Source organism: Bradyrhizobium sp. URHD0069 (assembly GCF_000701345.1).
Classification (GTDB): Bacteria; Pseudomonadota; Alphaproteobacteria; order Rhizobiales; family Xanthobacteraceae; genus Bradyrhizobium.
This window is the reverse complement of sequence record NZ_JNIJ01000012.1, coordinates 116,908-142,459: the sequence shown is the minus strand read 5'-3', so window position 1 is coordinate 142,459 and position 25,552 is coordinate 116,908. Positions and strand designations below refer to the sequence as shown.

General features: G+C 61.6%; 26 protein-coding genes. 14 read left to right on the top strand and 12 right to left on the bottom strand.

The features are described from left to right. Positions 1 to 6 precede the first annotated feature (6 nt). Positions 7 to 999 (bottom strand): MBL fold metallo-hydrolase, encoded by a 993-nt coding sequence (locus tag N554_RS0107280; protein ID WP_029582866.1) that lies wholly within the window; start codon positions 997 to 999, stop codon positions 7 to 9. Positions 1,000 to 1,441: 442 nt separating this feature from the next. On the opposite strand from N554_RS0107280, the gene N554_RS0107270 reads away from it, so the two are divergent. Both N554_RS0107270 and argC read left to right on the top strand, forming a co-directional pair. Next, entirely contained in the window at positions 1,442 to 2,146 is a 705-nt protein-coding gene (locus N554_RS0107270; protein ID WP_029582864.1) for an FMN-binding negative transcriptional regulator, read from the top strand. After that, the gene (gene argC / locus N554_RS0107265) at positions 2,146 to 3,195 is read left to right on the top strand and encodes an N-acetyl-gamma-glutamyl-phosphate reductase (protein ID WP_029582863.1); all 1,050 of its coding nucleotides are present in this window, start codon (positions 2,146 to 2,148) and stop codon (positions 3,193 to 3,195) included. The genes N554_RS0107270 and argC overlap by 1 nt, the downstream gene beginning before the upstream one ends. Before the next feature lie 72 nt (positions 3,196 to 3,267). Here argC and N554_RS0107260 read toward each other — a convergent pair whose 3' ends face one another. Then, entirely contained in the window at positions 3,268 to 4,014 is a 747-nt protein-coding gene (locus N554_RS0107260; protein WP_029582862.1) for an SDR family oxidoreductase, read from the bottom strand. 135 nt (positions 4,015 to 4,149) lie between these two features. Here N554_RS0107260 and gcvA point away from each other — a divergent pair, with 135 nt between their 5' ends. Further along, positions 4,150 to 5,061, top strand: a complete 912-nt coding sequence (gene gcvA / locus N554_RS0107255) for a transcriptional regulator GcvA (RefSeq protein ID WP_029582861.1) — start codon at positions 4,150 to 4,152, stop codon at positions 5,059 to 5,061. A gap of 64 nt (positions 5,062 to 5,125) precedes the next feature. Here the strand turns inward: gcvA and N554_RS0107250 are convergent, their stop codons facing one another. Together N554_RS0107250 and N554_RS0107245 are read right to left on the bottom strand one after the other, a co-directional pair. Beyond that, positions 5,126 to 5,524 (bottom strand): MAPEG family protein, encoded by a 399-nt coding sequence (locus N554_RS0107250; RefSeq protein ID WP_029582860.1) that lies wholly within the window; start codon positions 5,522 to 5,524, stop codon positions 5,126 to 5,128. Positions 5,525 to 5,601: 77 nt separating this feature from the next. Continuing rightward, a complete protein-coding gene (locus tag N554_RS0107245; RefSeq protein WP_029582859.1) occupies positions 5,602 to 7,407 on the bottom strand; it encodes a PHA/PHB synthase family protein in 1,806 nt (601 codons plus the stop codon). A 276-nt stretch (positions 7,408 to 7,683) separates the two neighbouring features. Between N554_RS0107245 and N554_RS0107240 the strand changes: the two genes are divergently transcribed. From N554_RS0107240 to recJ, 7 genes are all read left to right on the top strand, one after another. Then, on the top strand, positions 7,684 to 7,977 hold the full coding sequence (locus N554_RS0107240; RefSeq protein ID WP_051677365.1) for a hypothetical protein: 294 nt from the start codon (positions 7,684 to 7,686) through the stop codon (positions 7,975 to 7,977). 186 nt (positions 7,978 to 8,163) lie between these two features. Next, on the top strand, positions 8,164 to 9,384 hold the full coding sequence (locus N554_RS0107235) for an LL-diaminopimelate aminotransferase (RefSeq protein ID WP_029582857.1): 1,221 nt from the start codon (positions 8,164 to 8,166) through the stop codon (positions 9,382 to 9,384). 24 nt (positions 9,385 to 9,408) lie between these two features. After that, positions 9,409 to 10,728 carry a homoserine dehydrogenase gene (locus N554_RS0107230; protein ID WP_029582856.1) on the top strand — a complete coding sequence of 440 codons (1,320 nt, stop codon included), beginning with the start codon at positions 9,409 to 9,411 and terminating at the stop codon, positions 10,726 to 10,728. A gap of 78 nt (positions 10,729 to 10,806) precedes the next feature. Beyond that, positions 10,807 to 11,805: a class II fructose-bisphosphatase gene (glpX, locus tag N554_RS0107225; RefSeq protein ID WP_029582855.1), complete on the top strand. Its 999-nt coding sequence runs from the start codon at positions 10,807 to 10,809 to the stop codon at positions 11,803 to 11,805. A gap of 8 nt (positions 11,806 to 11,813) precedes the next feature. Then, complete coding sequence (locus tag N554_RS0107220) at positions 11,814 to 12,266, top strand: GNAT family N-acetyltransferase (protein WP_029582854.1); 453 nt, start codon at positions 11,814 to 11,816, stop codon at positions 12,264 to 12,266. A gap of 41 nt (positions 12,267 to 12,307) precedes the next feature. Continuing rightward, the gene (locus tag N554_RS0107215) at positions 12,308 to 13,027 is read left to right on the top strand and encodes a haloacid dehalogenase type II (RefSeq protein WP_029582853.1); all 720 of its coding nucleotides are present in this window, start codon (positions 12,308 to 12,310) and stop codon (positions 13,025 to 13,027) included. Between the two features lie 239 nt (positions 13,028 to 13,266). Then, a complete protein-coding gene (recJ, locus tag N554_RS0107210; protein WP_029582852.1) occupies positions 13,267 to 15,108 on the top strand; it encodes a single-stranded-DNA-specific exonuclease RecJ in 1,842 nt (613 codons plus the stop codon). A 110-nt stretch (positions 15,109 to 15,218) separates the two neighbouring features. On the opposite strand, the gene N554_RS0107205 is transcribed toward recJ, so the two are convergent. The 3 genes from N554_RS0107205 to efp form a co-directional block, all read right to left on the bottom strand. Beyond that, on the bottom strand, positions 15,219 to 16,454 hold the full coding sequence (locus N554_RS0107205; protein ID WP_029582851.1) for a lytic murein transglycosylase: 1,236 nt from the start codon (positions 16,452 to 16,454) through the stop codon (positions 15,219 to 15,221). A gap of 198 nt (positions 16,455 to 16,652) precedes the next feature. Next, positions 16,653 to 18,275 carry a M23 family metallopeptidase gene (locus tag N554_RS0107200; protein WP_029582850.1) on the bottom strand — a complete coding sequence of 541 codons (1,623 nt, stop codon included), beginning with the start codon at positions 18,273 to 18,275 and terminating at the stop codon, positions 16,653 to 16,655. A 33-nt stretch (positions 18,276 to 18,308) separates the two neighbouring features. Then, a complete protein-coding gene (efp, locus tag N554_RS0107195) occupies positions 18,309 to 18,875 on the bottom strand; it encodes an elongation factor P (RefSeq protein ID WP_029582849.1) in 567 nt (188 codons plus the stop codon). 159 nt (positions 18,876 to 19,034) lie between these two features. Here efp and epmA point away from each other — a divergent pair, with 159 nt between their 5' ends. The 3 genes from epmA to N554_RS0107180 all read left to right on the top strand — a co-directional run bounded on the left by epmA (position 19,035) and on the right by N554_RS0107180 (position 21,516). Further along, a complete protein-coding gene (epmA, locus tag N554_RS0107190; protein ID WP_029582848.1) occupies positions 19,035 to 20,087 on the top strand; it encodes an EF-P lysine aminoacylase EpmA in 1,053 nt (350 codons plus the stop codon). Then, positions 20,084 to 21,181: a lysine-2,3-aminomutase-like protein gene (locus tag N554_RS0107185; protein WP_029582847.1), complete on the top strand. Its 1,098-nt coding sequence runs from the start codon at positions 20,084 to 20,086 to the stop codon at positions 21,179 to 21,181. Before epmA ends, N554_RS0107185 begins: the two co-directional genes overlap by 4 nt. Before the next feature lie 68 nt (positions 21,182 to 21,249). After that, on the top strand, positions 21,250 to 21,516 hold the full coding sequence (locus N554_RS0107180) for a hypothetical protein (RefSeq protein WP_029582846.1): 267 nt from the start codon (positions 21,250 to 21,252) through the stop codon (positions 21,514 to 21,516). A gap of 88 nt (positions 21,517 to 21,604) precedes the next feature. Here the strand turns inward: N554_RS0107180 and N554_RS0107175 are convergent, their stop codons facing one another. From N554_RS0107175 to N554_RS38020, 3 genes are all read right to left on the bottom strand, one after another. Beyond that, positions 21,605 to 22,177 carry an HdeD family acid-resistance protein gene (locus tag N554_RS0107175; protein WP_029582845.1) on the bottom strand — a complete coding sequence of 191 codons (573 nt, stop codon included), beginning with the start codon at positions 22,175 to 22,177 and terminating at the stop codon, positions 21,605 to 21,607. Positions 22,178 to 22,295: 118 nt separating this feature from the next. Beyond that, positions 22,296 to 23,333 (bottom strand): PrsW family intramembrane metalloprotease, encoded by a 1,038-nt coding sequence (locus tag N554_RS0107170; RefSeq protein ID WP_029582844.1) that lies wholly within the window; start codon positions 23,331 to 23,333, stop codon positions 22,296 to 22,298. A 182-nt stretch (positions 23,334 to 23,515) separates the two neighbouring features. Next, on the bottom strand, positions 23,516 to 23,893 hold the full coding sequence (locus N554_RS38020) for a hypothetical protein (RefSeq protein WP_081851160.1): 378 nt from the start codon (positions 23,891 to 23,893) through the stop codon (positions 23,516 to 23,518). A 109-nt stretch (positions 23,894 to 24,002) separates the two neighbouring features. Between N554_RS38020 and N554_RS39695 the strand changes: the two genes are divergently transcribed. Further along, on the top strand, positions 24,003 to 24,524 hold the full coding sequence (locus N554_RS39695; protein ID WP_156041831.1) for a hypothetical protein: 522 nt from the start codon (positions 24,003 to 24,005) through the stop codon (positions 24,522 to 24,524). On the opposite strand, the gene N554_RS41810 is transcribed toward N554_RS39695, so the two are convergent. Further along, the gene (locus N554_RS41810) at positions 24,411 to 24,647 is read right to left on the bottom strand and encodes a hypothetical protein (protein ID WP_029582842.1); all 237 of its coding nucleotides are present in this window, start codon (positions 24,645 to 24,647) and stop codon (positions 24,411 to 24,413) included. The genes N554_RS39695 and N554_RS41810 overlap by 114 nt on opposite strands. A gap of 498 nt (positions 24,648 to 25,145) precedes the next feature. Further along, on the bottom strand, positions 25,146 to 25,400 hold the full coding sequence (locus tag N554_RS0107155) for a hypothetical protein (RefSeq protein WP_029582841.1): 255 nt from the start codon (positions 25,398 to 25,400) through the stop codon (positions 25,146 to 25,148). Positions 25,401 to 25,552: the final 152 nt, after the last annotated feature.

Below are 25,552 nucleotides of genomic sequence, written 5' to 3'. Positions count from 1 at the left end.
TGTTGACTAGAGCGAGGTATTCCAGAGCGCTGGGACCCAGCGATAGCCATTACCGTCCTTCTCAACTCGCACGTGCCCGGGGAAACCTGCATGGAACGCCTGTATCGGCATCTTTTCCGCGATCGCCATGTCGTAGAGCTTGCGTCTGGTTTGTACCGCGAGTGGCTTATCTACATCAAAGAGTAGCTGCCAGTCGGGATTCTTCACGAACAGAAATGCAGCGCCGGCAGTGATATCCACCTGCACCAGTAATTTGTCGGAGCCGGATGCGACGATATAGGAGGTATGACCCGGCGTATGACCGGGGCTTGCGACGGATGTGATGCCGGGAGCAATCTCCTTGCCGGCGTCATATTGCGTTACCTTGCGGCCGAGGGCATCGAAGACGCGCCGGGCATTCTTGAAGTTGCCCTCAAGAATAGGGTTTCCCGTCCCCTTGCTCATTTCGCCGTCGTCCATCCAGAATTTCCACTCTGCGGACGGCACCATGATCTCGGCATTTGGATAAGCGGACTTGTTGTCGGCAGCCAAAAGCCCGTTGATATGATCACCATGGAAATGGGAAATTATCACCGTGTCTACGCTATTGCGGTCGATTCCTGCTGCAGCGAGATTGGTCTGAAACTGTCCGACCCTGCCTTTGCTTTGTTCAAAATTGGTGGGGCCGAGACCGGTGTCAATCACGACAAGTTTGGACCCGGTATTGACGACGATCGGGCTGTAGCTTTGGGTGGCCTTGTCAGCCGGCATATAATTGTCGGCAAAAACCTTGCTGACTTCATCCTTCGATGCGTTGGCGACATAGTTGTCCGGCCGTGAGACAACTGTGACACCATCGCAAACGACGGTGATCTGGTGAGTGCCGACGTTGTAACGATAAAAGCTGGGCGCCTGTTTGTCGGCTTGCGGTGCGTTAGCGCGCGCGGGTGTCATAGAGAGCGGCATAAGCGTCGTTGCAGCGACGCCCGCCAGCGCGGCCCGGCGAGTAAGTTCAGTCATTGCGATCTCCTGATGTTGGGAGGATATTGATTGCATGAGGGTATGGATCCGCACAAACGGGAAGATTCGGCATGTGCTTAAACCCCGCCCTTGTGAGGAAATTCCGACCGGATTTGGTTGATTTCGAAACCGGAGCGCCGCTTGAGCCGCGATCGGACGCGCCGAAGCAACTCGGTTATCGCCGATATCCAATCGAGGGGTGGACCGGGTTGGGGCGGCCTTGGTGTTTTGGCTTGACCGTGGAACCGCGCGGCCTTATAGCCCCGCCCATGATCAACGCCGCGACCACCTTCATCGCTCGCCGCCGCCGCATCATTGCGGTATGGGCGGACGTCAGCATTTAAGATCGTCGCCTCTGCCGCCGGATCCGGTCCGCGGCATTTCCTCAATCAAAGCAGCGCGATCTGATCCGGCGGCTCCCCAGAGCAAGCAGGAGACCGCCATGTTTACCCGACCCTTCTTCGAGCCCGATCGAACCGCGAGCCTTGCCTTTGTGGCGGCGCGCGGTTTTGGCGTGGTCTGCGCCCATGACGGCGGCAAGCCGGTCGCTTCCTCGCTGCCGTTCTGCCTCGAATACTCAAGCGACGGCACGCCTTGCGTGTCGTTCCATGTCGCGCGCGGCAATCCACTGGCGGCACTCGCGGGCGACAAATCATCTGGCAGCTCTTCCAAATCTTCCTGGCTGCTCGCGGTGAACGGCGCGGATGCGTATGTCTCGCCGCATTGGTACGCCTCGCCGGATCAGGTACCGACCTGGCTGTATCAGGCCGTACATCTGTCGGGCCCGGTTCGCACCATGACCGGGCAGCAACTGGCTGACCATCTTGACGCGCTCAGCGCCAAGTTTGAAAGCTGGCTGGCGCCGGAGCCGCCATGGACGACATCCGAGCTGACCACCGGACGGCGCGAAGCGATGATGCAGGCGATCGTGGGTCTGGTGATGACGGTCGAGGAGATCGAGGGCAGCTTCAAGCTCAACCAGCACAAATCCGATGTCGATCACGTGGCGGTCGCGACGGCGCTGGCGCGGCAACCGGACGCCGCCGCGCAGGCGGTGGCGAGCGAAATGCGTGCGCTGCGGCCGCAACTGTTTGCAGCGCAGACGACACAACTGAATGCTATGGCAATTCCTGAAGGAACGATGTGATGAACGCAAAGAAGAAGATCGGCATCCTCGGTGCATCCGGTTACACCGGCGCCGACGCGGTGCGCCTGCTGGCGCGGCATCCGAATGTCGAGATATCGGCGCTTACCGCCAATACCCATGCCGGCAAGGCGATGGGCGAGGTGTTTCCCCATTTCTTCATGCTGGACCTGCCGAGGCTCGTGGAATGGGAAAAGGTCGAGTGGGCAAAACTCGATGCGGTGTTCTGCGGCCTGCCGCATGGCACGACGCAGGAGATCATCGCCGCGGTGCTGGCCGCCAATCCGGCGATCAAGATCCTCGACATGTCGGCGGATTTCCGGCTCCGCGACATGAGTGTGTACGCGCAATGGTATGGCCACGAGCACCGCTCGCCGAAGCTTCAAGGCGAAGCCGTCTATGGCCTCACCGAATTCTATCGCGAGAAAATCGCCGCGGCGCGGCTGGTCGCCTGTCCGGGCTGCTATCCGACGGCGGCGCTTCTTGCTCTCGTCCCGATCGCAAAGGCGAAGCTGATCGATGTCGACGATATCGTCATTGACGCAAAATCAGGCGTCACCGGCGCGGGCCGCGGCCTCAAGCAGAACACGCTGTTCAGCGAAGCAGGAGAGGGGCTTTCACCCTATTCGGTCGGCACCCATCGGCACGCGCCGGAGATCGAGCAGGAAATCGGCGCCGCGGCAGGCACCAAAGTGACGGTAAACTTCACGCCGCATCTCATTCCGATGAGCCGGGGCGAACTTTGCACGTCTTACGTCAAACTCAACGGTGCCAGCGCGGACGATTTGCGCGCCGCGCTGGAGGAAGCCTACCGCGACGAACCGTTCGTACATGTCGCGAACAAGGGCGTGCTCCCGCAGACGCAGAACGTGCGCGGCTCGAACTATGTACAGATCGGCGTGTTCGCCGATCGCATCAAGAACCGCGCGATCGTGATCTCGGTGCTCGATAACCTGGTGAAGGGCTCGGCGGGACAGGCGATCCAGAACATGAATTTGATGCTCGGATTTCCGGAAGTAACTGGGCTGGAGCAGATCGCGCTGTTTCCGTGAATCTTAAAACCTCTCCCAGGCAACAAGCAGAACCTCTGCTTGTTGCCTCCCGGCGGGGCCTGCCTGACGGCCTCAGAATTGTGTCAATCCGCCATCGACGACAATTTCTGATCCGGTGATGAATGATGCATCTTCGCTGGCCAGAAACAACACCGCCTTGGCGACTTCGTCGGCTTCACCAAAACGGTGTAGCGGAACCCGCGCTTGGATTGCTCCGGCTGCTTCCCTCAACTCCTTTTCCGAAAGTCCGAGCTTGCTGTGGAAGGGCGTGCTGATCGGGCCCGGGCTAACCGCATTCACGCGAATACCACGCGGAGCCAGCTCTGCACCGAGCGATCGCGCCAGCGATCGTACGGCTGCCTTGGTGGCGGACAGGATCGAGAGCCCGGGGGAACCGACCGCGTTCAGGAACGATGTGGTCAGCACGATGCTCCCGCCTTTCGCCATCAGAGGCGCTGCTTTCTGAACGGTGAAGAAAATGCCTTTGAAATTGACCGCGAATTGTTCGTCGATCTGTTTTTCGGTAACGGCGTCCAGCGTGGCCGCGAGGCCGACGCCCGCATTGGCAAAAAGGACGTCCAGACGAGCGAATTTCTGCCGGATCTGATCGAAGACCTTGTCCAGTTCGCCGGCCAGCCGCAGGTCTGCGCGCAACACCAGAACGCCGCCGCCGAGTTCGCGTGACGCCGCGTCGAGGCGGGTCTGATCGACACCCGTGACGATAACGCGCGCACCCTGGTCGCGGAACAGCTTGGCGACTTCAAGCCCGATTCCGGATGTGCCGCCGGTGACGAGTGCAATTCTATTTGAAAGCTTCATGTTCATTCTCCTGGTCCGAAGATTTGTTTCGTGCCCGGAGCGCGCGTTCCGTGAGCGCGACCATGATCGTTGACGTTCGATCCCACAACAGAGATGATCTGTGCGGCCGAGATAGACAAACTTCGTCGGAAATCAATGAGAGCGCCCAACCACTTAAACGCGCTTCGCGCCTTCGAGGCCGCCGCGCGACATTTAAGTTACGTTGCCGCCGCGGATGAGCTGAATGTAACGCCTGCCGCCGTTGGCCAACTCGTGCGCGGCCTTGAGGAGGTTCTCGGGATTGAGTTGTTCCACCGCTCTCAAAGCGGGCCTGCACGTCTTGTCTTGACCGAGCAGGCGCGGGCGGCGATCCCCGATTTGCAGGCGGGTTTCGACCGGCTGACAATGGCGTTTGAACGATTGAAGGCAGATCAGACCCGGATCGCGATCAACGTCACCGTGCCCCCGGCATTCGCGGACAAATGGTTGCTGCGACGCGTCGAGCGGTTCGGGGCACGATATCCCGCATACGATTTGCGGATCGATACCAGCGGGCGGCTGGTGGATTTCACTGCGGAGCGCATTGACGTGGGAATCCGCTACGGCGCCGGGCGCTGGCCGGGACTTGAGGCAACATTTTTATTGCAGGATGCGTTTTTTCCGGTGTGCAGTCCGGCGTTGCTTGAGGGCACACGACCACTTCGCGGTCCGGCCGATTTGCAATACCATCCGCTGATCCACGACAAGTCGATGGCCTTCGAAAGCACCTTTCCGACATGGCGCTCGTGGCTGCAAGCCGCGGGCTTTCCGAACATCGAATGCGAACGGGGCTTGCAGATCAACGATTCCGCGGCCGTGATTCAAGCTGCCATCGCAGGAACCGGAGTAGCGCTCGGCAGAACCACACTCGTTGCCAGCGATCTAGCCGAGGGTCGGCTGGTTCGACCGTTCGGCGATGATCTCGCGTATGACTTTGCCTATTATATTATTCATCGGCCGCACGCGGACAAAGAGCCCGGCATCGCGGAATTGAAGGAATGGCTGCTCGCCGAAGCCAACAGTCAGTAAGGTTTGCCGGTGCGGCGGCAACGAAATCGCGGCTGAGGGCCAAGTGACAGCAAGCGACAGGAAGTCAGAAAACCCTGAAAATCGCCAGCGCCAGCACGGCCTGCGCCAGAAAGCCGATGGTGAAAGCCAGCGTGCGGAACACCGGCAGCCCGACCGTGTAGACAATGACGTGAGCGACGCGCGCCCAGAAACACACCGCGCAGGCATAGACGGTCCAATTTGTGGAATAGTCGATCAGGTTAAGGATCAATACCAGCGGCGCGAAGATGATCAGGCTCTCGACCGCGTTGTCATGGGCGAACATCAAGCGGTTGGCCCATTCCGCCTGCGGCTTGTCGTTACGCGACGGATTGGCCATCGCCCCGCTGAGGCCGCGAACCTGACAGCGGTTCACCATGTACGGTATCCACAGCAGTCCGGTTAAAATAACCGTCAGCGTGAGCCAGAACAATTCGCGCGTCATCGGTTCCCCCCCTCAATTCAGATTTCGAGTCTCGTCCCGGCAGGACGGCCTGTTATATTCAAATGCTGGTCATCGCGCTACGCGCGGACCTGGACGTAGCTGCCGGGCGCGTCTTCGATCGGAGGCAACGCGTCGGTGCCGACCGCGCGCGCGGGCACTTCCTCGGCGTCGATGCTCGCAAGCCATTCGCGCCAATGAGGCCACCACGAGCCCCGGTGCTCCTGCGCGCCCTTGAGCCAGTCGACCAGCGTAATGTCGCTGATATTGTCGTTGGTCCAGTACTGGTATTTGCCTGACGACGGCGGGTTGACCACACCGGCAATATGACCGGACCCGGCCAGCACGTATTTCACCGGGCCGCCGAAAAACTGCGAGCCGTAGAGCACCGAATCCGCCGGCGCGATGTGGTCCTCGCGCGTCGCCAGATTGTAGATCGGCACCTTCACCTTCGACAGATCGAGCAGCGTATTGTCCAGCACCATGCTGCCGGTGGACAGCCGGTTCTCCAGGTAGCAGTTGCGCAGGTAATACGAATGGTTCGCCGCCGGCATCCGCGTCGCATCCGAATTCCAGTGCAAGAGATCGAACGCCGACGGCGATTGTCCCTTCAAGTAATTGCTGACCACGTAGGACCAGATCAGATCGTTCGAGCGCAGCATGTTGAAGGCCATCGCCATCTTGCTGCCTTCGAGCACGCCCGCTGCCTGCATGTCGCGCTCCAGCGCCGAGATCTGGCCTTCGTCGACGAACACCAGAAGATCGCCGGCGTGAGTGAAATCGACCTGCGCTGCCAAAAATGTCGCCGAGGCCACCCGCACGCGGCGCTTTCCCGCAAGCCACGCCAGCGTCGAGGCAAGTAGGGTTCCGCCAACGCAGTAGCCCATGGTGTGGACTTTCAACTCGCCGGTGGCCTTCTCGATCGCGTCCATCGCCGCCAGCGGGCCTTCCTTCATGTAGTCTTCGAAGGTTTTCGCACCCAGGCTCTTGTCCGGGTTGACCCACGAAATCACGAACACCGTGATGCCCTGATCGACGCACCACTTGATGAAAGATTTTTCCGGCTTGAGGTCGAGGATATAGAATTTGTTGATCCATGGCGGAACGATCAGGAGCGGCGTGCGCAGCACGTTTTCCGTGGCCGGCTCGTACTGGATCAGCTGCATCAGCTCGTTCTGGAAGATCACCTTGCCCGGCGTCGTCGCCAGGTTGGCGCCAACGACAAGGTTGGAAGGGTCGGACTGACGGATGCGCAGCATGCCGCGCCCGGCCTCGATATCTTCCGCCAGCATCTTCATGCCGCGAACGAGGTTGTCGCCGCTGGACGCCAGCGTCTCGCGCAATACTTCCGGATTGGTCAGAACGAAATTCGATGGCGCGAGCGCGTTGGCGATCTGCTGGACATAGAATTCGGCCTTTTTGCGGGTACGCGGATCGAGGCCTTCGGCGTTGTGCACCAGCTCCTGCGCCCACTGCGTCGAGAGCAGATAGAGTTGCAGCATGAAATCGAAAAACTGGTTCGACTTCCACTCAGGATCTTTGAATCGCTTGTCGCCCGCAGACGGCGCGATCACCGGCGGCGTTTCCTCGCCGGCAAAGCGGCGCATCGCCGAGCCCCACAGATCGAGATAGGCTTTGCCGATCTTCATCTGCAGTTCTGCCGCCCGCTGGTTATCCGACAGCCAATATTCCGCGACCGTGCTGAAAGTCTTGATCACCTCGGCGAGTTCGCCGGGCGTCTTGTCCTCGAGTTCGCCGCTCTGGCGCGGCTTGAGATAGGCTGCGAGCGCCTGGCCGCTGCTCTCCATCGCCCGTGCGAGGTTGAGCGCAAAGGCTTGGGGGTCGAACTCTTTCGCAACTTTGGTTTCCGTCGGCACGTCGCTCATATCCGAACCCTACAGATTCATTTCAAGTTCGTCACCGCGCTGATCGACCGTGGCAAGTTCGAGGGTTAATCTCGACGTGCGGCGTGTTGCACTGCGACAAAACATCCTGGTCCTGACATAACATCTTGGTTCTGACATATTGAAGCCGCAACGGTCCGGTTTGCTCATTAGGCTCTAACCATTTGCGGCGACAATGGTTTGAATGATGCTAAAGAATCTGAAGAACTAGACCGTTGTCGCTGCAGGGCTCATACCAGCGACGTGGGGACGTCGGGGATGTCAGTGGATCGAAGGAAGAGAGCGCTGGCCGTGGCCGCGCTGCTGGCGTCGGCGCTCGCGCTTGGCGGCTGCTCGATATCGATCGCGGATTTGCCGTTGGTCGGCTCGCCGGCCGACGCGCCCGACCGTCCGAAGGAACCCGGCGGCTATCTTCCGGTTCATGATTTGCCGCCGGATCGTGAAGAGTCCGCGATGGAGCCGGCGGAGCGGGCCAAAATCCAGAACGAACTCATCGCCGCACGGGACCGCCAGGCCTCCACCGCTGCCGCCAAAGGCACAGCCGCGAAGTGAACTCAAGCGCGCTATTACGGCTGGCGCAGGCGGACGTGCGTGGTAAAAGTGGCCCAATCAACGATTTAGCGCTTGAATTTACCCTAAATCATTGATTCGGCGTGTTTTCTCGGCGGAATCGGGTTCCGCTTTACGACAAGGCGCGCTGGCGACTCTGCCGTCACCGGCATCCGGAGCTTGAGACCGATGGAAGAATTCTACCGCATCCGCCGTTTGCCGCCTTACGTGTTCGAGCAGGTCAACCGGGCCAAGGCGGCCGCGCGGAATGCCGGCGCCGATATCATCGATCTCGGCATGGGCAACCCCGATTTGCCGACGCCGCCCCATGTCATCGAAAAGTTGAAGGAGACGCTGGGCAAGCCGCGGACCGATCGCTACTCCGCATCGCGCGGCATTACCGGGCTGCGCAAGGCGCAGGCGGCGTATTACGGCCGTCGTTTTGGCGTGAAACTCAATCCGGAGACCCAGATTGTTGCAACGCTGGGCTCGAAGGAAGGCTTTGCCAACGTAGCGCAAGCGATCACCGCGCCCGGGGACGTGGTGCTCTGTCCCAATCCAAGCTATCCGATCCATGCCTTTGGATTTCTGATGGCCGGCGGCGTGATCCGCTCGGTACCATCGGAGCCGACGCCGCAATTCTTCGAGGCGGTCGAGCGCGCGATCGTCCATTCGATCCCGAAGCCGCTCGCGATCGTCGTCTGTTATCCCTCCAATCCGACCGCCTATGTCGCGAGCCTCGATTTTTACAAAGACCTGGTGGCGTTCGCGAAAAAGCACGAGATCCTCATCCTGTCGGATCTGGCCTATGCGGAAGTCTATTTCGACGACAACAACCCGCCACCCTCGGTGCTGCAGGTTCCCGGCGCCATCGACGTAGCCGTGGAATTCACCTCGATGTCGAAGACGTTTTCGATGGCCGGCTGGCGCATGGGATTTGCGGTCGGGAACGACCGTGTCATCGCGGCGCTGGCGCGGGTGAAGTCCTATCTCGACTATGGTGCGTTCACGCCGATCCAGGTCGCCGCGACGGCCGCGCTGAATGGTCCGGACGATTGCATTCGCGAGATGCGCGACACGTACCGCAAGCGCCGGGATGCGCTGGTGGAGTCATTTGGCCGAGCCGGGTGGAATATTCCGCCGCCTGACGCCTCGATGTTCGCGTGGGCGCCGCTGCCCAAAGCTTTCCGCGAGGTCGGCAGCATGCAGTTCGCAACCCTGATGGTTGAGAAATCCGGCGTCGTGGTTTCGCCCGGTGTCGCTTTCGGCGAGCATGGCGAGGGCTATGTCCGGATCGCCATGGTGGAAAACGAGCAACGTATCCGCCAGGCCGCACGCGGCGTGCGCCGCTTCCTTGAAAGCGGCATTGAAACGTTGCACAACGTGGTTCCTCTCGCCAACCGGCGATAATCCCTCCGGCAGGTCATTTTCGTCATGGTCGCACCCCTGAAAGTGGGTATTGCGGGGCTCGGCACTGTTGGCGCCGAAGTCGTTCGCCTCATCGAACAGCAGGGCCGCGCTTTATCGGCGCGCAGCGGGCGCGGCGTACGCGTCGTCGCCGTGACGGCGCGTTCGAAGGCAAAAAAGCGCGGTGTCGACCTGCGCGGTATCGCCTGGGCCAAAAATGCCCTCGATCTCGCCAACGATCCCGGCATCGATTGTTTCGTCGAGTTGATGGGCGGGTCCGGCGAGCCCGCGCTGTCGGCGATCGAGGCGGCGCTGAAATCCGGCAAATCCGTGGTTACCGCCAACAAGGCGCTGATCGCCAAACATGGATTGCGGCTGGCGAAGTCAGCCGAGAAATATGGCGGCGCGCTGAATTTCGAGGCGGCTGTCGGAGCTGCGATCCCGGTCATCAAGACCTTGCGCGAAGGTCTTACAGGGACCGACGTCAATCGCGTCTACGGCATTCTCAACGGCACCTGCAATTACATCCTGAGCCGGATGGAACACGAGGGCTTGTCGTTCGCCGACTGCCTGAAGGACGCGCAGCGCCTTGGCTATGCCGAGGCCAACCCGTCGTTCGACGTCGACGGCCATGACACCGCGCAGAAGCTTGCCATTCTTGCGAGCCTTGCATTCGGCACCAAGGTCGCGCAGAGCGCGGTTTATGTCGAAGGCATATCGTCCATCACGCCGCAAGACCTGCGCGCCGCTGAAGAACTCGGCTTTCGCGTCAAGCTGCTCGGCGTCGCGGTGCGAACCGCCAAAGGCATCGAACAACGCGTGCACCCGACCATGGTGCCGAAATCATCGTCAATCGCGCAAGTGATGGGCGTCACCAATGCCGTGACCATCGACGGCGAAGGCATTCCTCCGATCACGCTGGTGGGTCCCGGCGCGGGAGGGGCTGCGACAGCATCGGCCGTGGTCGCCGACATCGCCGATGTAGCGCGCGGCATCCGCGCCAAGCCCTTCGGACGTCCTGTAGAGCGGTTGCGCGCGACCAAAAAGGCGCCAATGGAACGCCATGAGGGTGGCTATTATATCCGCCTGATGGCGCGAGATTTGCCGGGCACCGCCGCTGCTATTGCCACCCGACTTGCCCAGCAGAAGATTTCGATCGAATCGATCGTGCAGCGCCATCCGGACGGCGTTGACGCGAACGGCGCGGCGAGGAAAGCTTCGCCGGTGCCGGTCATTCTGATCACCTATGCCACCAGCGAAGATGCGGTGTATCGGGCGCTGGAGGCGGTACAGCGCGACAAGGTGATCAGCGGCCGGCCGCAGGTGATACGGATCGAAAAAAACTAGCGCCTGGTCTGAACGGACGATGCGCGAAACCATATATCCCGACCAAAAAACCGCAGTGACGTCTTAAGGAGTGCGCCGATGTCGACACATATTTCTGTTCCGCCGCAGCTATTGCTGGAACGCATCCTGACGCTCGAGATCGTGCGTGTGACGGAACGCGCGGCGGTCTCGGCGGCGCGATTGCGGGGCCATGGCAACGAAAAGGCAGCCGACCAGGCCGCTGTCGATGCGATGCGCCGCGAACTCAATAAGTTGCCCATCGAAGGCACCGTCGTGATCGGCGAGGGCGAGCGCGACGAGGCGCCGATGCTCTTCATCGGCGAGAAAGTCGGCATCAATGCCGGCCCGCAGGTCGATATCGCCGTCGATCCGCTCGAGGGCACCACGCTGTGCGCCAAGAACATGCCGGGCGCGATTGCGACCATGGCGATCGCGGATGGCGGCACGCTTCTGCACGCGCCCGACGTTTACATGGAAAAGATCGCCATCGGCCCCGGCTACGCCAAAGGCATCATCGAGCTTGATGCATCGCCGGCCGACAACGTTCGCCGGCTGGCCAAGGCGAAAGGTGTTGATGCATCCGCCATCACGGTGCTGGTGCTCGATCGTCCGCGGCATGCCGATATCATTCAGGGCGTGCGCAGCACCGGCGCGGCGGTACGCCTCATCACCGATGGTGATGTCGCGGGCGTGATCCATTGCGCCGATCCCGAGAATACCGGCGTCGATATGTATATTGGTACCGGTGGCGCGCCCGAAGGCGTGCTGGCGGCGGTCGCGCTGCGCTGCATCGGCGGCCAGATGCAATGCCGGCTGATCCTCGATACCGACGAGAAGCGCGAACGCGCCCGCAAGATGGGCGTCACCGATCCGCGCATGGTTTACGGCATCGAGGACATGGCGAGGGGCGACTGCCTGTTCGCGGCAACCGGAGTAACGACGGGCTCGCTGCTGTCGGGCGTCAAGTTTCGCAAGGATGTCATCGAGACCGAGACCGTGGTGATGCGCTCGGTGACCGGCACCGTGCGCTACATCAAGGCCGAACACCGTCAGCTCGAAAAATTCCACCTCGATTGAGGCCGCCGATGATGCCAGGCGAAACCGTCGTCAGAGCCTTGCAGCCCGGCGATCGCGAGGCATGGGAGCCACTGTGGCAGGGCTATCTGACTTTCTATAAGGCGACCCTTGCTTCTGATGTCACCGACGCGACATGGCGGCGGTTCTTCGATCCACTCGAACGCCTCGGCGCTTTCGTCGCCGAGCGCGACGGACGATTGATCGGGATCGCGCACTATCTGCTGCATCGCTCGACCTGGGCGCCGCTGTGCTACTGCTATCTCGAAGACCTTTTCGTCGAACCGTCGGCCCGCGGAAGCGGAGCAGGGCGTGCGTTGATTGCAGCGGTTGAGGCAGCCGCTCGCGAAGCCGGCGCAAGCCGCCTCTACTGGATAACGCACGAAACCAACCAGACCGCACAAAATCTCTACAATCAGGTCGCCGAGCGGCCGGGCTTCGTGCAATACCGCAAGAAACTTTGAACGCGCCTCTTCGGTCAAGAACGACAATAGCAGGAGCCGGCATGTCTGATATTTCGGCGGTGAAAGCCCTGGTGTTCGATGTGTTCGGCACCGTCGTCGACTGGCGCTCGAGCCTGATCGCGGATTTCAGCAAATGGGCCGACAAGCGAGGCGTCAAGGCGGACTGGACCGCGCTGGTCGATGCCTGGCGCGGCGTCTATGCCGCGTCGATGGATGAGGTAAGAAAGCATCCGGAGCGCGGCTACGTGATCCTCGATGTGCTGCACCGCCGATCGCTGGAAAAACTGGTCGCGCAATTTTCGATTTCGGGCTTGAACGAGGATGACCTGCATCACCTGACCATGGGCTGGCACCGGCTCCATCCCTGGCCGGACAGCGTCTCTGGACTTGCGCGGCTAAAGACAAATTACATCATCGCTCCACTCTCGAACGGCAATGTCGCGCTCTTGACCAACATGGCGAAATTCGCGGGCCTGCCGTGGGACCTGGTGTTGTCGGCGGAATTGTTCGAGCACTATAAGCCAGATCCCGAAACCTATCTTGGGGCCGCGCGGCTGCTCGGTCTGTCGCCGCAACAGGTGATGATGGTCGCCGCGCACAACAGCGACCTCGAGGCCGCGCAGAAACTGGGGTTGAAAACCGCCTTCGTCGCGCGGCCGAGCGAATACGGCCCGCTGCAGAAGCACGACTTCGAGGCGACGGGCGATTGGGATGTCGTCGCCAAGGATTTTGGGGAAATCGCGGACCGAATGGGGTGTTGAGCTGACGCCGCCGTCATCCCCGGATGAGCGCATTGCGCTCCTCCGTGGTAAGCGCCCTTGCGCACGTATCGAAGGATGGGCCACGGATTGGTCGCCGTCATCCTTTCGAGGCTCGCCGAAGAGGCTCGCAGCTCCAGTGGTAACGGCAAGCCGTCACGCGGGGATGACGGGTATAAGTTGTGATCGCCGTGAGCGAATCATTGAACCCGCGCCTGCCTCGCGTATCTTCCAAAAGCATCATGACGCTCCCTGCATCCGCCTTGCCCATTGAAGCGCCACCGGCGTTTCTCGGCGTTGCGCGATCGGCGACGGGTAAGTTGTGGCGCGACCGGCTCGATGCGCGCGGCGCCGCGCGCGCTCTTGCGATCACGCAGCGCCATCAATTACCGGAGATGCTGGCGCGGGTGCTCGCGGGGCGCGATGTCGGGATCGATGCGGTCGAGGATTATCTCGATCCGGCTATCCGCAAATTAATGCCCGATCCCTACACGGTGACGCAGATGGAGGCCGCCGCGAAGCGCATCGCGGATGCCGCCACACGCGGCGAAAAAGTTGCTGTCTTCGGCGACTATGATGTCGACGGCGCCACTTCCGCGGCGCTGCTCGCGTGGCACCTGCGGCATTGCGGACTCGATCCGCTGATTCATATTCCCGACCGGATTTTCGAAGGCTATGGCCCCAATGTCGAGGCCGTACGCGCACTTGCGGGCAAGGGCGCCACGCTCTTGGTGACGGTGGATTGCGGCACCACCAGCCTCGAGCCGCTGGCAGAGGCGCGACGGCTCGGGATGTCGGTGGTCGTCATCGATCATCATCAATGCGGCGACGAATTGCCTGATGTCGATGCGCTGGTTAATCCGAACCGGCCCGACGACCTCTCAGGTCTCGGCCATCTTGCCGCGGTCGGCCTTGTGCTGGTCACCCTGGTCGCGGTGAACCGGGAATTGCGCACACGCGGATTCTGGACCGGCGAAATGCCGGAGCCGGATCTGCTCGGCATGCTGCATCACGTCGCGCTCGGCACCGTCGCCGATGTCGCGCCGTTGACCGGCCTCAACCGCGCCTTCGTGGCAAAGGGCCTGATCGCGATGCGGCGCCGCGATCATGTCGGCCATACCGCGCTGATGGACGTGTCGCGGCTGAACGGCCCGCCCGAGGCCTGGCATCTCGGCTTCATGCTGGGACCCCGCATCAACGCCGGGGGGCGGATCGGGCGCGCCGATCTCGGCGTGCGGCTCTTGCTGGAGGGCGACGTCTCCGAAGCTGCACGTATCGCCACGGAGCTTGATCGCCTCAACACCGAGCGCCGCGTCATCGAACAGATGGCGGAAGCGCAAGCGGAAGCCGAGGCGCTGGCCTCGCTCGGGCTCGAAGATAAGGGCTCGGTGATCGTCACGGCATCGGAAGGCTGGCATCCCGGCGTGGTCGGTCTTGTCGCCTCGCGGCTGAAGGAAAAATTCGCGCGTCCCGCCTTTGCCATTGCACTGGAGCCGGGCGGCATCGGCACCGGCTCGGGCCGCTCGATTTCCGGCGTCGATCTCGGCAAGGCGGTGCGGCAGGCGGTGAAGGAAGGATTGTTGATGAAGGGCGGCGGCCACGCCATGGCCGCAGGCGTGACGCTGCGCAAAGAGAGATTGGCCGAATTCCGCGCCTATATGGAAAGCGCGCTGGCGCAGGATGTTGCGAACTCGCGGCACGAAAATGAGCTGTTCATCGACGGCGCTTTGAGTGCACGGGCGGTGACGCCGGAACTGGTTGCAACGCTCAATCGCGCGGGGCCGTTCGGCAGCGGCAATCCCGAACCGGTGGTGGCGCTGCCCTCGCATCAATTGGTTTATGCCGATGAAGTGGGACAAGCGCATTTGCGCGTGCGGTTCAAGTCCGGCGACGGCGCGATCGTCAACGGGATCGCCTTTCGCTCGATCGGACAAAAGCTCGGCAATGCGTTGACGGGAAATCGCGGGCAGCCGCTGCATGTGGCGGGATCGCTCGCGGTGGATCGCTGGCAAGGCACCGAGCGCGTGCAATTGCGCGTGCTCGATGTTGCCGTGCCGGATCAGGGACCGGCGGTGATCAGGTAATAGCGAGCCCAGAATTCATAACCACGATCGGGAGTATGGATTGCAGGCCTGCGCCAACAGGCGCATCCCGGAACGACGAAGTCAAAAAGTCAGCCTATGCTCGGCGACGGCTAGCCGCCCTGCCTCAGCCGCGCCAGCACCTTCAGCCCGCCATACCCATCCGCCGGCAACAGGCCCGTTTTAGTCTGATAATCCTTCACCGCTTTCATGGTGTCGTTGCCGACGCGGCCGTCGGTGCCGCCGGTGTCAAAGCCCGCCTTTGTCAGTCTGGTTTGCATTTCCTGCACTTCCGCGAGCGTCAGCGCACGCTCGGAGCCGGGGAACGGCTGAATGAAGGGCGGGGCGCCCAAAATGCGGTCGCCGAGATGGCAGATCGCCAGCGCGTAGTTCATCGAAGGGTTATAGCTGCGCACCGCATAGAAATTCGGACCCAGCAGGAACGCCGGTCCGCCTTGCACCGGCACCCACATCTGCGCGGAGGCGTTCGGTTGCTGGAACGGCTGACCGTCGGCGCGCGAGACGCCGGCGCTGGACCACGCCGCATAGGTTCGGCTGCCGCTCGCGGCTGCGCCCGGCGCGCGCACCTCATAGCCCCAATGTTCGCCGCGGTGATACTTGCCGCGATTGACCAGGTATCGCGCGCTGGAGCCGAGCGCATCGTCCGGCCTGCCGAACGGCGACACCCGGCCGTCCTTGTCGTAATCCATCCCGACATTGAGCCAGACTTCCGGCATCCACTGGGTATGTCCCATCGCGCCGGCCCACGAGCCCCGCATCTCCTCCGGCGTGCTCCAGCCGCGATCGACGATCTTCAAGGCATTGATCAGTTCGGTCTCCCAATAGGCGCGGCGGCGCGGCTCGTTCCAGGCGAGCGCCGCGAGCGAAGGGAATACCGGCCGCATATGATTCTGCTGCACCAGCGGATCGCCATAGGCGGACTCGACGCCCCACAGCGCCAGCAGCGTGCCGCGTTCGACGCCGAAGTCCCGTTCGATGCGCGTAAACAACGCCTCGTTCTTCCTCAGTGCCTCCTTGCCCGCGATGATGCGCCAGTCCGAGACGCGGCGATTGATGTATTGCCAGACCTGCTCGTTGAACTCAGGCTGCTTCTGCATCTGTTTGAAGACGGTCATGTCGGGTTCGATGCGGCCCATCACGCGAGTCCAGGTCGCATCCGAAATGCCTTTCGCCAGCGCCCGCGCGCGAAAGCTGTCGCGCCATTGGTCGAAGCCGGGCGGCGCCGCAGCAAATGCCGCAACCGGCTGCGCGAGCAGGGCGCCAGCGCCAAGACCAGATCGCAGAATTGCGCGGCGCGTCGGCGTTCTCGGAGAATCAGATTGTTTCATCAGCGCAGTCTAGCGGGGCGGGGAGGGGCGGGGCAAAAGGCATAGCCTTTGGGAACTAGCCATCCTGCTGCAGGTCTGCGGCAATTTTGGACAGCCAGCGCCGGATCGTCACCCGATCAATGTCTGGAACAGGCCTGGCGCCGCCCATCGCTGGACCCCGCCGGCGCAGCAAAAGCCGTTCATGCGGCGTCGTAAAGATCAGTCGTCGCCGTCTTCCTCCCGCTCGGGACGAAGCGCATCCTTCGGCGATGCGTGGGCCACGGCGGGCAATGAGACGGATTCGGGCCCGATCTCGCGCCCGCGTCCGCGGATCAAGCGCTCATAGGCCGCGATCAGCGTGACGTAGGGATTGACCCAGAGCCAGCCGTCGCGCGTGAACACCTGCACGTCGAAATGCAAGTGCAGGCTGGTGCCATTGGGACGGTCCAGGTAATTCGAAACCAGGCCGATTTTCTCGCCTTCATTGACGCGGCGTCCATTCAGAATGCCGTCGGCATCCATGCTGGCGGGGTTCATATGCATATAGCGAAAGCGGATATGTTCATTGTAGCTGTTGATCTGGAGCGTTGCCGCCTGCTGTTTCGCTGAGCGGATCAGCACACCATCGCGGACGGCAACAATCGCCTGCTGATTGCGATCGCAGCGCTGGGGACCTGCGGTTGGCGGACACGCCCCGGGGCGGATATCCTGCCCCTGATGACCGAATCCGCTGGCGCATTGCCCCACCCCAAAACTGCGGGCTTCGCAAAAATTATCCTGCCATAGATAGCCGGAATTGCCGCCGACCAGCTCGTCGAGCATCAGCGGCTTGTCGTTCGATCTGCGCTCCCGAAACGATTGCGAGTGAGCGAAGGCCGGAGCTTTTTCCAGTGGAAATCGAATTTGCGAGTAAGTGGTAAAGTCGGTGCGGCCGCCCTGCTTGCGAAAGCCGCTGTTGGCGATGATGTCGCCACTGGGGCGATAGGTAAAATCAGGCGACCGCGCCACCGGCCGCTCGGCAATTCCGGACGGAATATCCATTCCCGGCCGTGAGGGCAGGCCGCCGGCGATCCGCAGTGCTTTGAGGAAACGCTCGGCGACCGGGTAGGCCTCGCGGCAGGCGAGCCGTAGCGGGCGCGGGGTGCTGTCGAGACACTGGATCGACACCACATAAGGTACGCCGAAGCGCGTGAAGGCATAGCGCACATAGCCTTCGCGGATGAAGCGGCGCAGGTCGGGATATTGTGCGGCCAGCCCCCTGACCGGTTCGCCTTTGCCGCCGAGCGGGTCGCGGATGTCGTAGGTCAGGATCGAACCGGTGATCTGCACTTCGATGGGTTTGGCAAAAGTTCGCTGAGGCATGCCGTCGCCGGCGCCGGGCTCGAGGGAGAATACCGCGTCGTAGCCGGCAGGGCCGGCATCGAACAGGTCGGCGGGCCGGAAGTCCGCCTGATAGCGCGACAGTGACAGGCTCTCCGGCGCGCCGTTCAGTCGCGCGCCAAAAAATGCTGCGGTGTCGAGCGGCAGCAGCACCGGCACCGGACTGCGCGCGATACCGGTGAAGATCTGCGAGGTCACCGCGTTCAATTGCACCAGCGCGGGCGTCGAACGCGGATCGAACGGCCCGAGCCTGCGTCGGCCTAAAAACGTGAAGGCGGACGCGACGGCCGGCTGGGTGATGATCTCCGATCGCAGCTGATCGAGAGCCGCGCGCCATTCGACGCGAACGGCCGAGATCGCAGGCGTTCTGAATTCGTCGGCGCTAACGATAGCGGCGCTGGCGACGAGCAAAGGGAAGGCTGCCAGCAAGCGCAGAACATGCCGGACGGCTTTCGTACCCACCTACGTCGCCCCCGGCGCCCAAGCGTAGCCTGTCTAATCCTTGGCGCGCTCGACGTAGGAGCCGTCCTCGGTCATGACGACGATGCGCGTGCCCGTACCGATATGCGGAGGCACGGCCGTGCGCACGCCGTTGGAGAGGATAGCAGGCTTGTAGGACGACGATGCGGTCTGACCCTTGGTGACGGGCTCGGTTTCCACAACTTCCAGCGTCGCGCGCTGTGGCATCTGGATCGCCACCGGAACGACGCCGTGCAGCGACAGCTTGACGGTCATGTTCTCCTGCAGATACGGCGCGGCCGCGCCCACGACATCCTTGGGCACCTGAACCTGATCGTAGGTGTCGGCGTTCATGAAATGGAAGCCGTCGGCATCGTTGTACAGGTAGTTGAAGTTGTGATCCTCGATGGTCGCCTTCTCCACCTGGTCGGTGGTCTTGTAACGCTCGGAAATCTTTACCCCATCGCTGATTCGGCGCATTTCGATCTGGCTGACCGGCGTTCCCTTGCCGGGGTGGATGTTCTCGGCGGTCAGAACCACGTAAAGCTTGCCGTCTTGCTCGATGACGTTGCCCTTGCGAATAGAACTGGCGATGACTTTCAAAGCTGATTTTCCTGATATTCTGGCCTGGGCCCGATCCGGACAACGCTGTCCTGCGGCTTTTAAGGCGGTTTCGGGCTGCAACATACTGATTTTGTGCGTCGATACTAGTGCCGCCGACTTGATGTCCCTGCACCGGTTGCCTGGCGAGGCGGCAGGTTGATGGCCGGAAACGATCAGTATTCGCCATGGTGGTCCGCCGCGCGGCACGCCGACGTCAGGCCATTTTTGACGGCGCGAAGCGCTATCACCAGGGCCATTAGGACATGGTTCGACGAGCAGGGTTTTGCCGAGGTGGAAACCGGAATTTTGCAGGTGTCACCGGGGAATGAGACCCACCTGCATGCGCCACGGACTGAACTACAGCGCGCCAATGGCGAGCGCGCGACACGGTATTTGCGGACCTCGCCGGAATTCGCCTGCAAGAAATTGCTGGCCTCGGGCGAAACGAAGATTTTCGAGCTTGCGCGGGTGTTTCGCGACCGCGAGCGCGGCGATTTGCATCTTCCCGAATTCACCATGCTGGAATGGTACCGCGCCAACGCAACCTATGACGCCGTCATGGCCGACAGCATCGTCATCATTGCGCACGCCGCACAGGCGACCGGCATCGGACAATTCTCGTTTCGCGGCAACGTCGCCGATCCCTTCGCCGAGCCGGAGCTTTTGACAGTCGCGACGGCGTTCGAGCGCTTTGCCGGGATCGACCTGCTTGCAACCGTTGCGGACGGCAAGGGCGATCGCGATGGCCTCGCGGCGGCGGCAAGGAAGCGGGTGCGGATCACGGATGACGACACCTGGTCGGATATTTTCAGCAAGGTATTGGTCGAGCATATCGAACCGAATCTGGGGCAGGGACGTTTGACGGTATTGTTTGAATATCCGGTTCCCGAAGCGGCGCTGGCGCGCGCCAAATCGTCCGATCCACGCGTCGCCGAACGCTTCGAGGTCTATGCCTGCGGCGTCGAGCTCGCCAACGGATTTGGCGAATTGACCGATGCGCGGGAACAACGCCTGCGCTTCACGTTGGCGATGGACGAAAAACAGCGGCGCTACGGCGAACGCTATCCGCTCGACGAGGATTTTCTCGATGCGGTCGCAAAGATGCCGGAAGCGAGCGGCGTCGCGCTCGGCTTCGACCGGCTGGTGATGCTGGCGAGCGGCGCGGTCAGGATCGATCAGGTGGTGTGGACGCCGCCGGCAGGTGATGCATGAACAAGATCAATTTCAAGCCGGCCGCGACTTTGCGCGAGCCCGCCGAGCTGGTGGCTCGCGGCCTTGCGCCCGCCGCTGCGCTTCCCGATCTGGAAGCGGTCGCGGCGCGCTATGCAGTGGCCGTGACCTCGCACATTGCCGAGCTGATCGACCCCCATGACCCCGACGATCCGATCGCGCGACAGTTCATTCCGAGCGCCGAGGAATTGCTAACTCAGCCGGAAGAGAATGCCGATCCGATCGGCGATCACAGCCATTCGCCGGTCGCCGGCATCGTGCATCGCTATCCCGATCGGGTGCTGTTCAAGCTGGTTCACATCTGCGCGGTGTATTGCCGTTTCTGCTTTCGTCGCGAAATGGTCGGGCCCGGCAAGACGACCTCGCTCTCGCAGGCCGCGTACGACAAGGCGCTCGACTACATCCGCGCGCATCCGGAAATTTGGGAAGTGATCCTGACCGGGGGCGATCCCTTGATGCTGTCGCCGCGACGGCTCACTGAGATCATGGCGGACCTCGCGGCCATCGATCACGTCAAGGTTATCCGGATTCATACCCGCGTGCCGGTTGCCGATCCCGCGCGGATCAGCGCCGAGACGATCGCGGCGCTGAAGGTCACGGGCGCGACGACCTGGGTCGCGCTGCACGCCAATCACGCCCGGGAACTGTCTGGCAGGGCCCGCGCCGCTTGCGCCGAGATCATCGATGCTGGCATTCCCATGGTAAGCCAGTCGGTGCTGCTGCGCGGCGTCAACGATAACCCAGCGGCGTTGGAGGCTCTGATGCGGGCCTTCGTCGAATGCCGAATCAAGCCCTATTACCTGCACCACGGCGATCTCGCGCCCGGCACGGCGCATCTGCGCACCACGCTGGCGCACGGGCAGGAACTGATGCGCGCGCTGCGGGGGCGGGTTTCCGGATTGTGTCAGCCGGATTACGTGCTCGACATTCCCGGCGGACACGGCAAGGCGCCGGTCGGCCCGAGCTATTTGTCGCATGCAAATTTCTTGTCTGCGGACTGTCAACTGCGCCCGGAAACGCGTTATCGTATTGTCGATTATTGCGGCGACGTACATCTCTATCCTCCGAAGCCATGATCGAAGTGATGGGCGGAGGTTCCCGATCGTGCGCGATAGCTCATTTTTCCGAAAATGGGAGAAGCAAGATGAGAAAATTGTTCACGACCGCAGCGCTGCTGCTTCTGATTGGCGGCGGTCCTGGGGTGGCGCAGACAAAGAGCAACAAGGGAGCTTCGGACGCGGCAAATCAGTCGCAGATTCAGCGGCAGGTGCCGCTCGAAGCCCCGATCGGCCACCGTCAGCCACGCGCCGATCAGGTGCCCGACACGGACCTCGACGATCCGAACGATCCGCTCATCAAGGAAAACCGTGCGCTCGATCGCAAGATCAAGAGCATTTGCCGCGGTTGCTGAATGTCAGCCGCGTTCCGCAAAGGCGGCCCACGGTTTTGATCCGAGGGTGATACCGGTGTCGCGGACAGAATACGCGCAAATTCTGTGATCACCCCTTGCGGGCCGCGAGCGCCATTGCGATCAGCGAAGCACCGCCGAACAAGAGGTTGATTCCGACCAGGAGTCCGACAGCCCATTCGGCCGAGCCGGGAAGCCCGGTGATGATCAGGGCGGCAATCAGGATATCCATTATGCCGGCGAACAGCATCCAGCTCCAGCGCTCGGATAATTCGCGGCGATGCTCCAGCGCATACATGATGGTGGCGACGCCTTCGGCGAGGAAATAGGCGCCGATCACGATGGTGAGTGTCAAGACGCCCTCGGCCGGCCTCGCCAGCAGAATGATGCCGGCGCCGACGGCCAGCGCGGCCGAAGCCAGCGACCACCGGAAGCCCGGCATCCGTCGAGCCCAGAACGTCGTCGCCAGTCCCACGACGCCGCTGATCAGAAACATCCAGCCGAAGAAAATCGTGAAGGCGAGGCTCGCTATCAACGGCGCGATCACCGCCGCCAGTCCCAGGATCATAAGCAGGATGCCTTCAAACAAAAAGACCTTCCAATGCTCACGGACCGCAGCGTTCATTTCGGATTGCACTCTGGTGATGTCCTGGTGAAGGGTCATTGAAAATCTCCCGATACCGGCAGCGCAGGATGACGCCCTAGGCGTAAGTATAACTTGCGCCAACGTCGCCGGGTCAAATTAGTTCGCTGATACGCGGCTTGAACGCGGCACCGCTGCCCTAACCACGTCCGGGAGCAGACGAAAAACTATTCAATGTGATGCGCATCCGATTGCGACCGAGAATATAGATCGCCGTGGTGGCTGCCAGCAGCGCGGTGCCGATCAGTATCGAGACGAGGCCGATCGGGATCAGCACGAGCGCCATGTTGCGTTCGGGATTGACCAGCCAGTGATGGATCGATGTGAGCACAAAGGCCAGACCTGCAAATCCAGCGCCGCCGCCCACCACCAGTAACGCCCACATTCGTCGCAACTGACTTAGTCGTTCGCGCGCGACTTCGGTGCGAGGGGCGTGGTGACGGCCGACCCGCCGCACCAGCCGCGCGGCAAAGGCGATCGAACCGAAGCCGATCAGCACGCTGGCCGATCCCAGCATCATTCGGGTGGATGGATCGATGTCCGGGTTCTGTTGCAGCGTCAGCAACGGGAAATCAAAGGCTGCGTGCAGCGCGAGCGGCACAAACAGCATCAGAATGAAACTTGAGATGCGCGCCCAGTCGCGGTGATGCCGGTGCGCACCCAGCGCGGTGCCGGATCGCGCGATCGCAAGATAGGCGCCGGCGATGATGCCGAGGGCGCCGTGGAACGGCACGGTCAGGACGCTGCGCAACGCGGCCAGCGACTGCCAGATCTCCTCATGCCGCACCAAGTAGGCGAGATTTTCGTACGCCGCAAAACCGAGACCCACCGCCGCACCATAGACCACGGTGTCCATCGGATCAGCGAACGGCCGGCGCCGCGCCGAAACCGCGAATATGACGAGAATCTTGACGATTTCCTCGGGCGCTGCGACCCCGAATACCGAATGCAGGACCTGCGCGACCCAGGGATTTTCGGAGGTCGCCGATATCGAGGCAAACGGCGCACGCGCTACGCCCAATAGCGAAATGCTGGCGGCGCCAAGCAGAAAGGCGGCCCAGACTCTGGCTGGCGGGCCAGGGCGCTCACCCGCGGCGATCACAAGCCACAATATCAGCAAGGCGGGGGCCACCGCCGCGGTGCCGATCACGGTTGGGAGGGATTCAAGGAGAAGCATCAGGATGGCAGATAGGCCATTTTTCTCCGTTTATCTACGCTTCGAAGGGTGGCGAAGCGCGTCCGCCGCGGGCAGTTATTGCCGCGCCGACTCGCGGCCGATGCATTATATCTGCTCAACAGCCGCGATCGCGGGCGCTATCCGCTTGGTGTCCGCTCTAGATGTCACCAACGATTCCACCCTTAATAATACCGGGCGCCATAGAATCGAGGACCACCGTAATAGCCATATGCGGGACGAAACACGCGCCGGTACCGGTAGCCGTAATATCCTGAATATGGCGCGTAATATCCGCCGTAATAGGCGGGAGCATAGCCGTAATAGGGGGCGTAGCCGCCATAATACGGGCCATAGCCGCCATAGTAGCCGTAGCCCGGCCCGTAAGCATACGCGCTGGAGGCCAAGCCGCCGATTAGTGCCCCCGCGACCAACCCGCCCGCCAGGGCAGGTCCAAAACCACCCCAACCCCAACCACCTCGTGCTTCTGCGGGTGCGGGAACTGCTACCGCAGTCAAGCCGAGCGTGGCAGCGGTTGCCAAAGCCAATGCTGCCTTTCTCATGGTTCCAAGCTCTCCATTTTCCATAACTAACTAACTGGAGCGGCAATTGAAAGTTGCTTGAAAATTGTGATGGTCGGAGCCGCGATCAAAATTTAATTTTGATGAACGCTTGTTCACATCGATCTTGCCCGCTGCTCCGGACCATACCGCTGCTGATCTTCCCTTTGAGGCCGGCCGAACGTGGCGCACGCGCGTGCAGATGGTGAGTCTGACGCAAGAGCGCGAGATCACGCCCGGCAGGTCTGGTGCTTCCCGATCAAGAACCACGGTGCTAAATCGGATCACCCCCGGGATTTTTTGTTTCTCCCAACGATCCTTTGACCAGCCGCAGCACCATTCGTCGGTTAATTCGGTCGAGCGCGTGCACCAGATCGTTTCTGTCGAGCACAGCGAGCAGGCGCTCTACAGTCCTTGTTGCACTATGTGGACCCGGTTCGATGTATTCTCCGAGGATACGCCTCGCGTCCTCAACGGCTCGCAATACAACTTCCTGGTCGGGATTATTCATCGTGCCACATCAGGGATCTTCGTGAAAATGAGGTGGCTCGTCGTAGCCTCGGCGGCTGCTGTAGAAAACAAGACCCATCAATCCCAGGCCGACCAGCACGGTGGCGAGAGCGCCCAAGGCTAGCGCGACGTAGCCCTTAGTTGGCATGGGCTCACCGGGGCCCGCGAGACCAGCCCACGCGAACAGGCCGACGGCCGTCAACAGTCCCAGCAGAACAGTTACGATCAAAATGGTGCCAGTGCGCACGGCATTTCTCCATTGCAAGGCAAGCAACAGGAAAAGGTTTCGTTCCGCCGCCATCGCGACGTGAGGGGCAGGCCCCTGAAAGGCGGAAGCGGCGCTCCATACCGTGGTGCCGAAGGGTGGGCTAAGACGGTCATTCAGTCGACGAATGCTTTAAGCCTAGTCTGACGTTCCTCCATGGAAAGGCTACATGGAAAAGGCTGCCTGGAAATTCGCGAGGCGAGGAGGGAGTTCCTCAATCTGGAACAATAGAGATTCGTTTTGGGGCCGGAACCAATCGCCGGGCGCGCCACGCAGACGATCTCCCATGAGGGAACCACGGGGAATAAGGCCGCCGGTATATTTCAGCGGCACTACCAGGCCCAAATTTTTTTGGAATGAAAGCTACCCTTTAGCTGAAGGCCAATGCGAGAAGGCCAGAGCAGAGGCCTGTTTCGAGGAAGCAGCCTTGGGGGATCGCGATTGGCAGCAGCGTCGAGCGATTGCGGCGCGCGAGTGGGCTTATGCAAGAATTCGGAACTTCACTTCCTCAAAACGGCGGGGCTTTTCCGGCAAAGATTGCTTACGGGATCGGCTGCGTTCCGCTTCGATCAACTGGAGATGACGCCGCAATTCGGCAGTGTACTGGTTGATTTGGTTGCGCGCTTCGCGGCGGTCGAATGATGTGAGTAGCGGGTTTGCAAGATCGCGCCAGGCGACCCTCAGCAATTCCTTTAGCCCGTGTATGTTGCGGTCCAGAACTTCCAGCTCGGTCATCTCCGGTTCGCCTTCGCGACGTCAACGGGGCAACGTTGCGAAGATAACCCTGATTCTGCTCAACTTGACAGTCGATTATCCTGGGCCGACGGGAAGCCGGACCGGACCCGCGTCGACGGGAGGGTAGCGCGCAAAAGCGGGGAGTCTCGTCC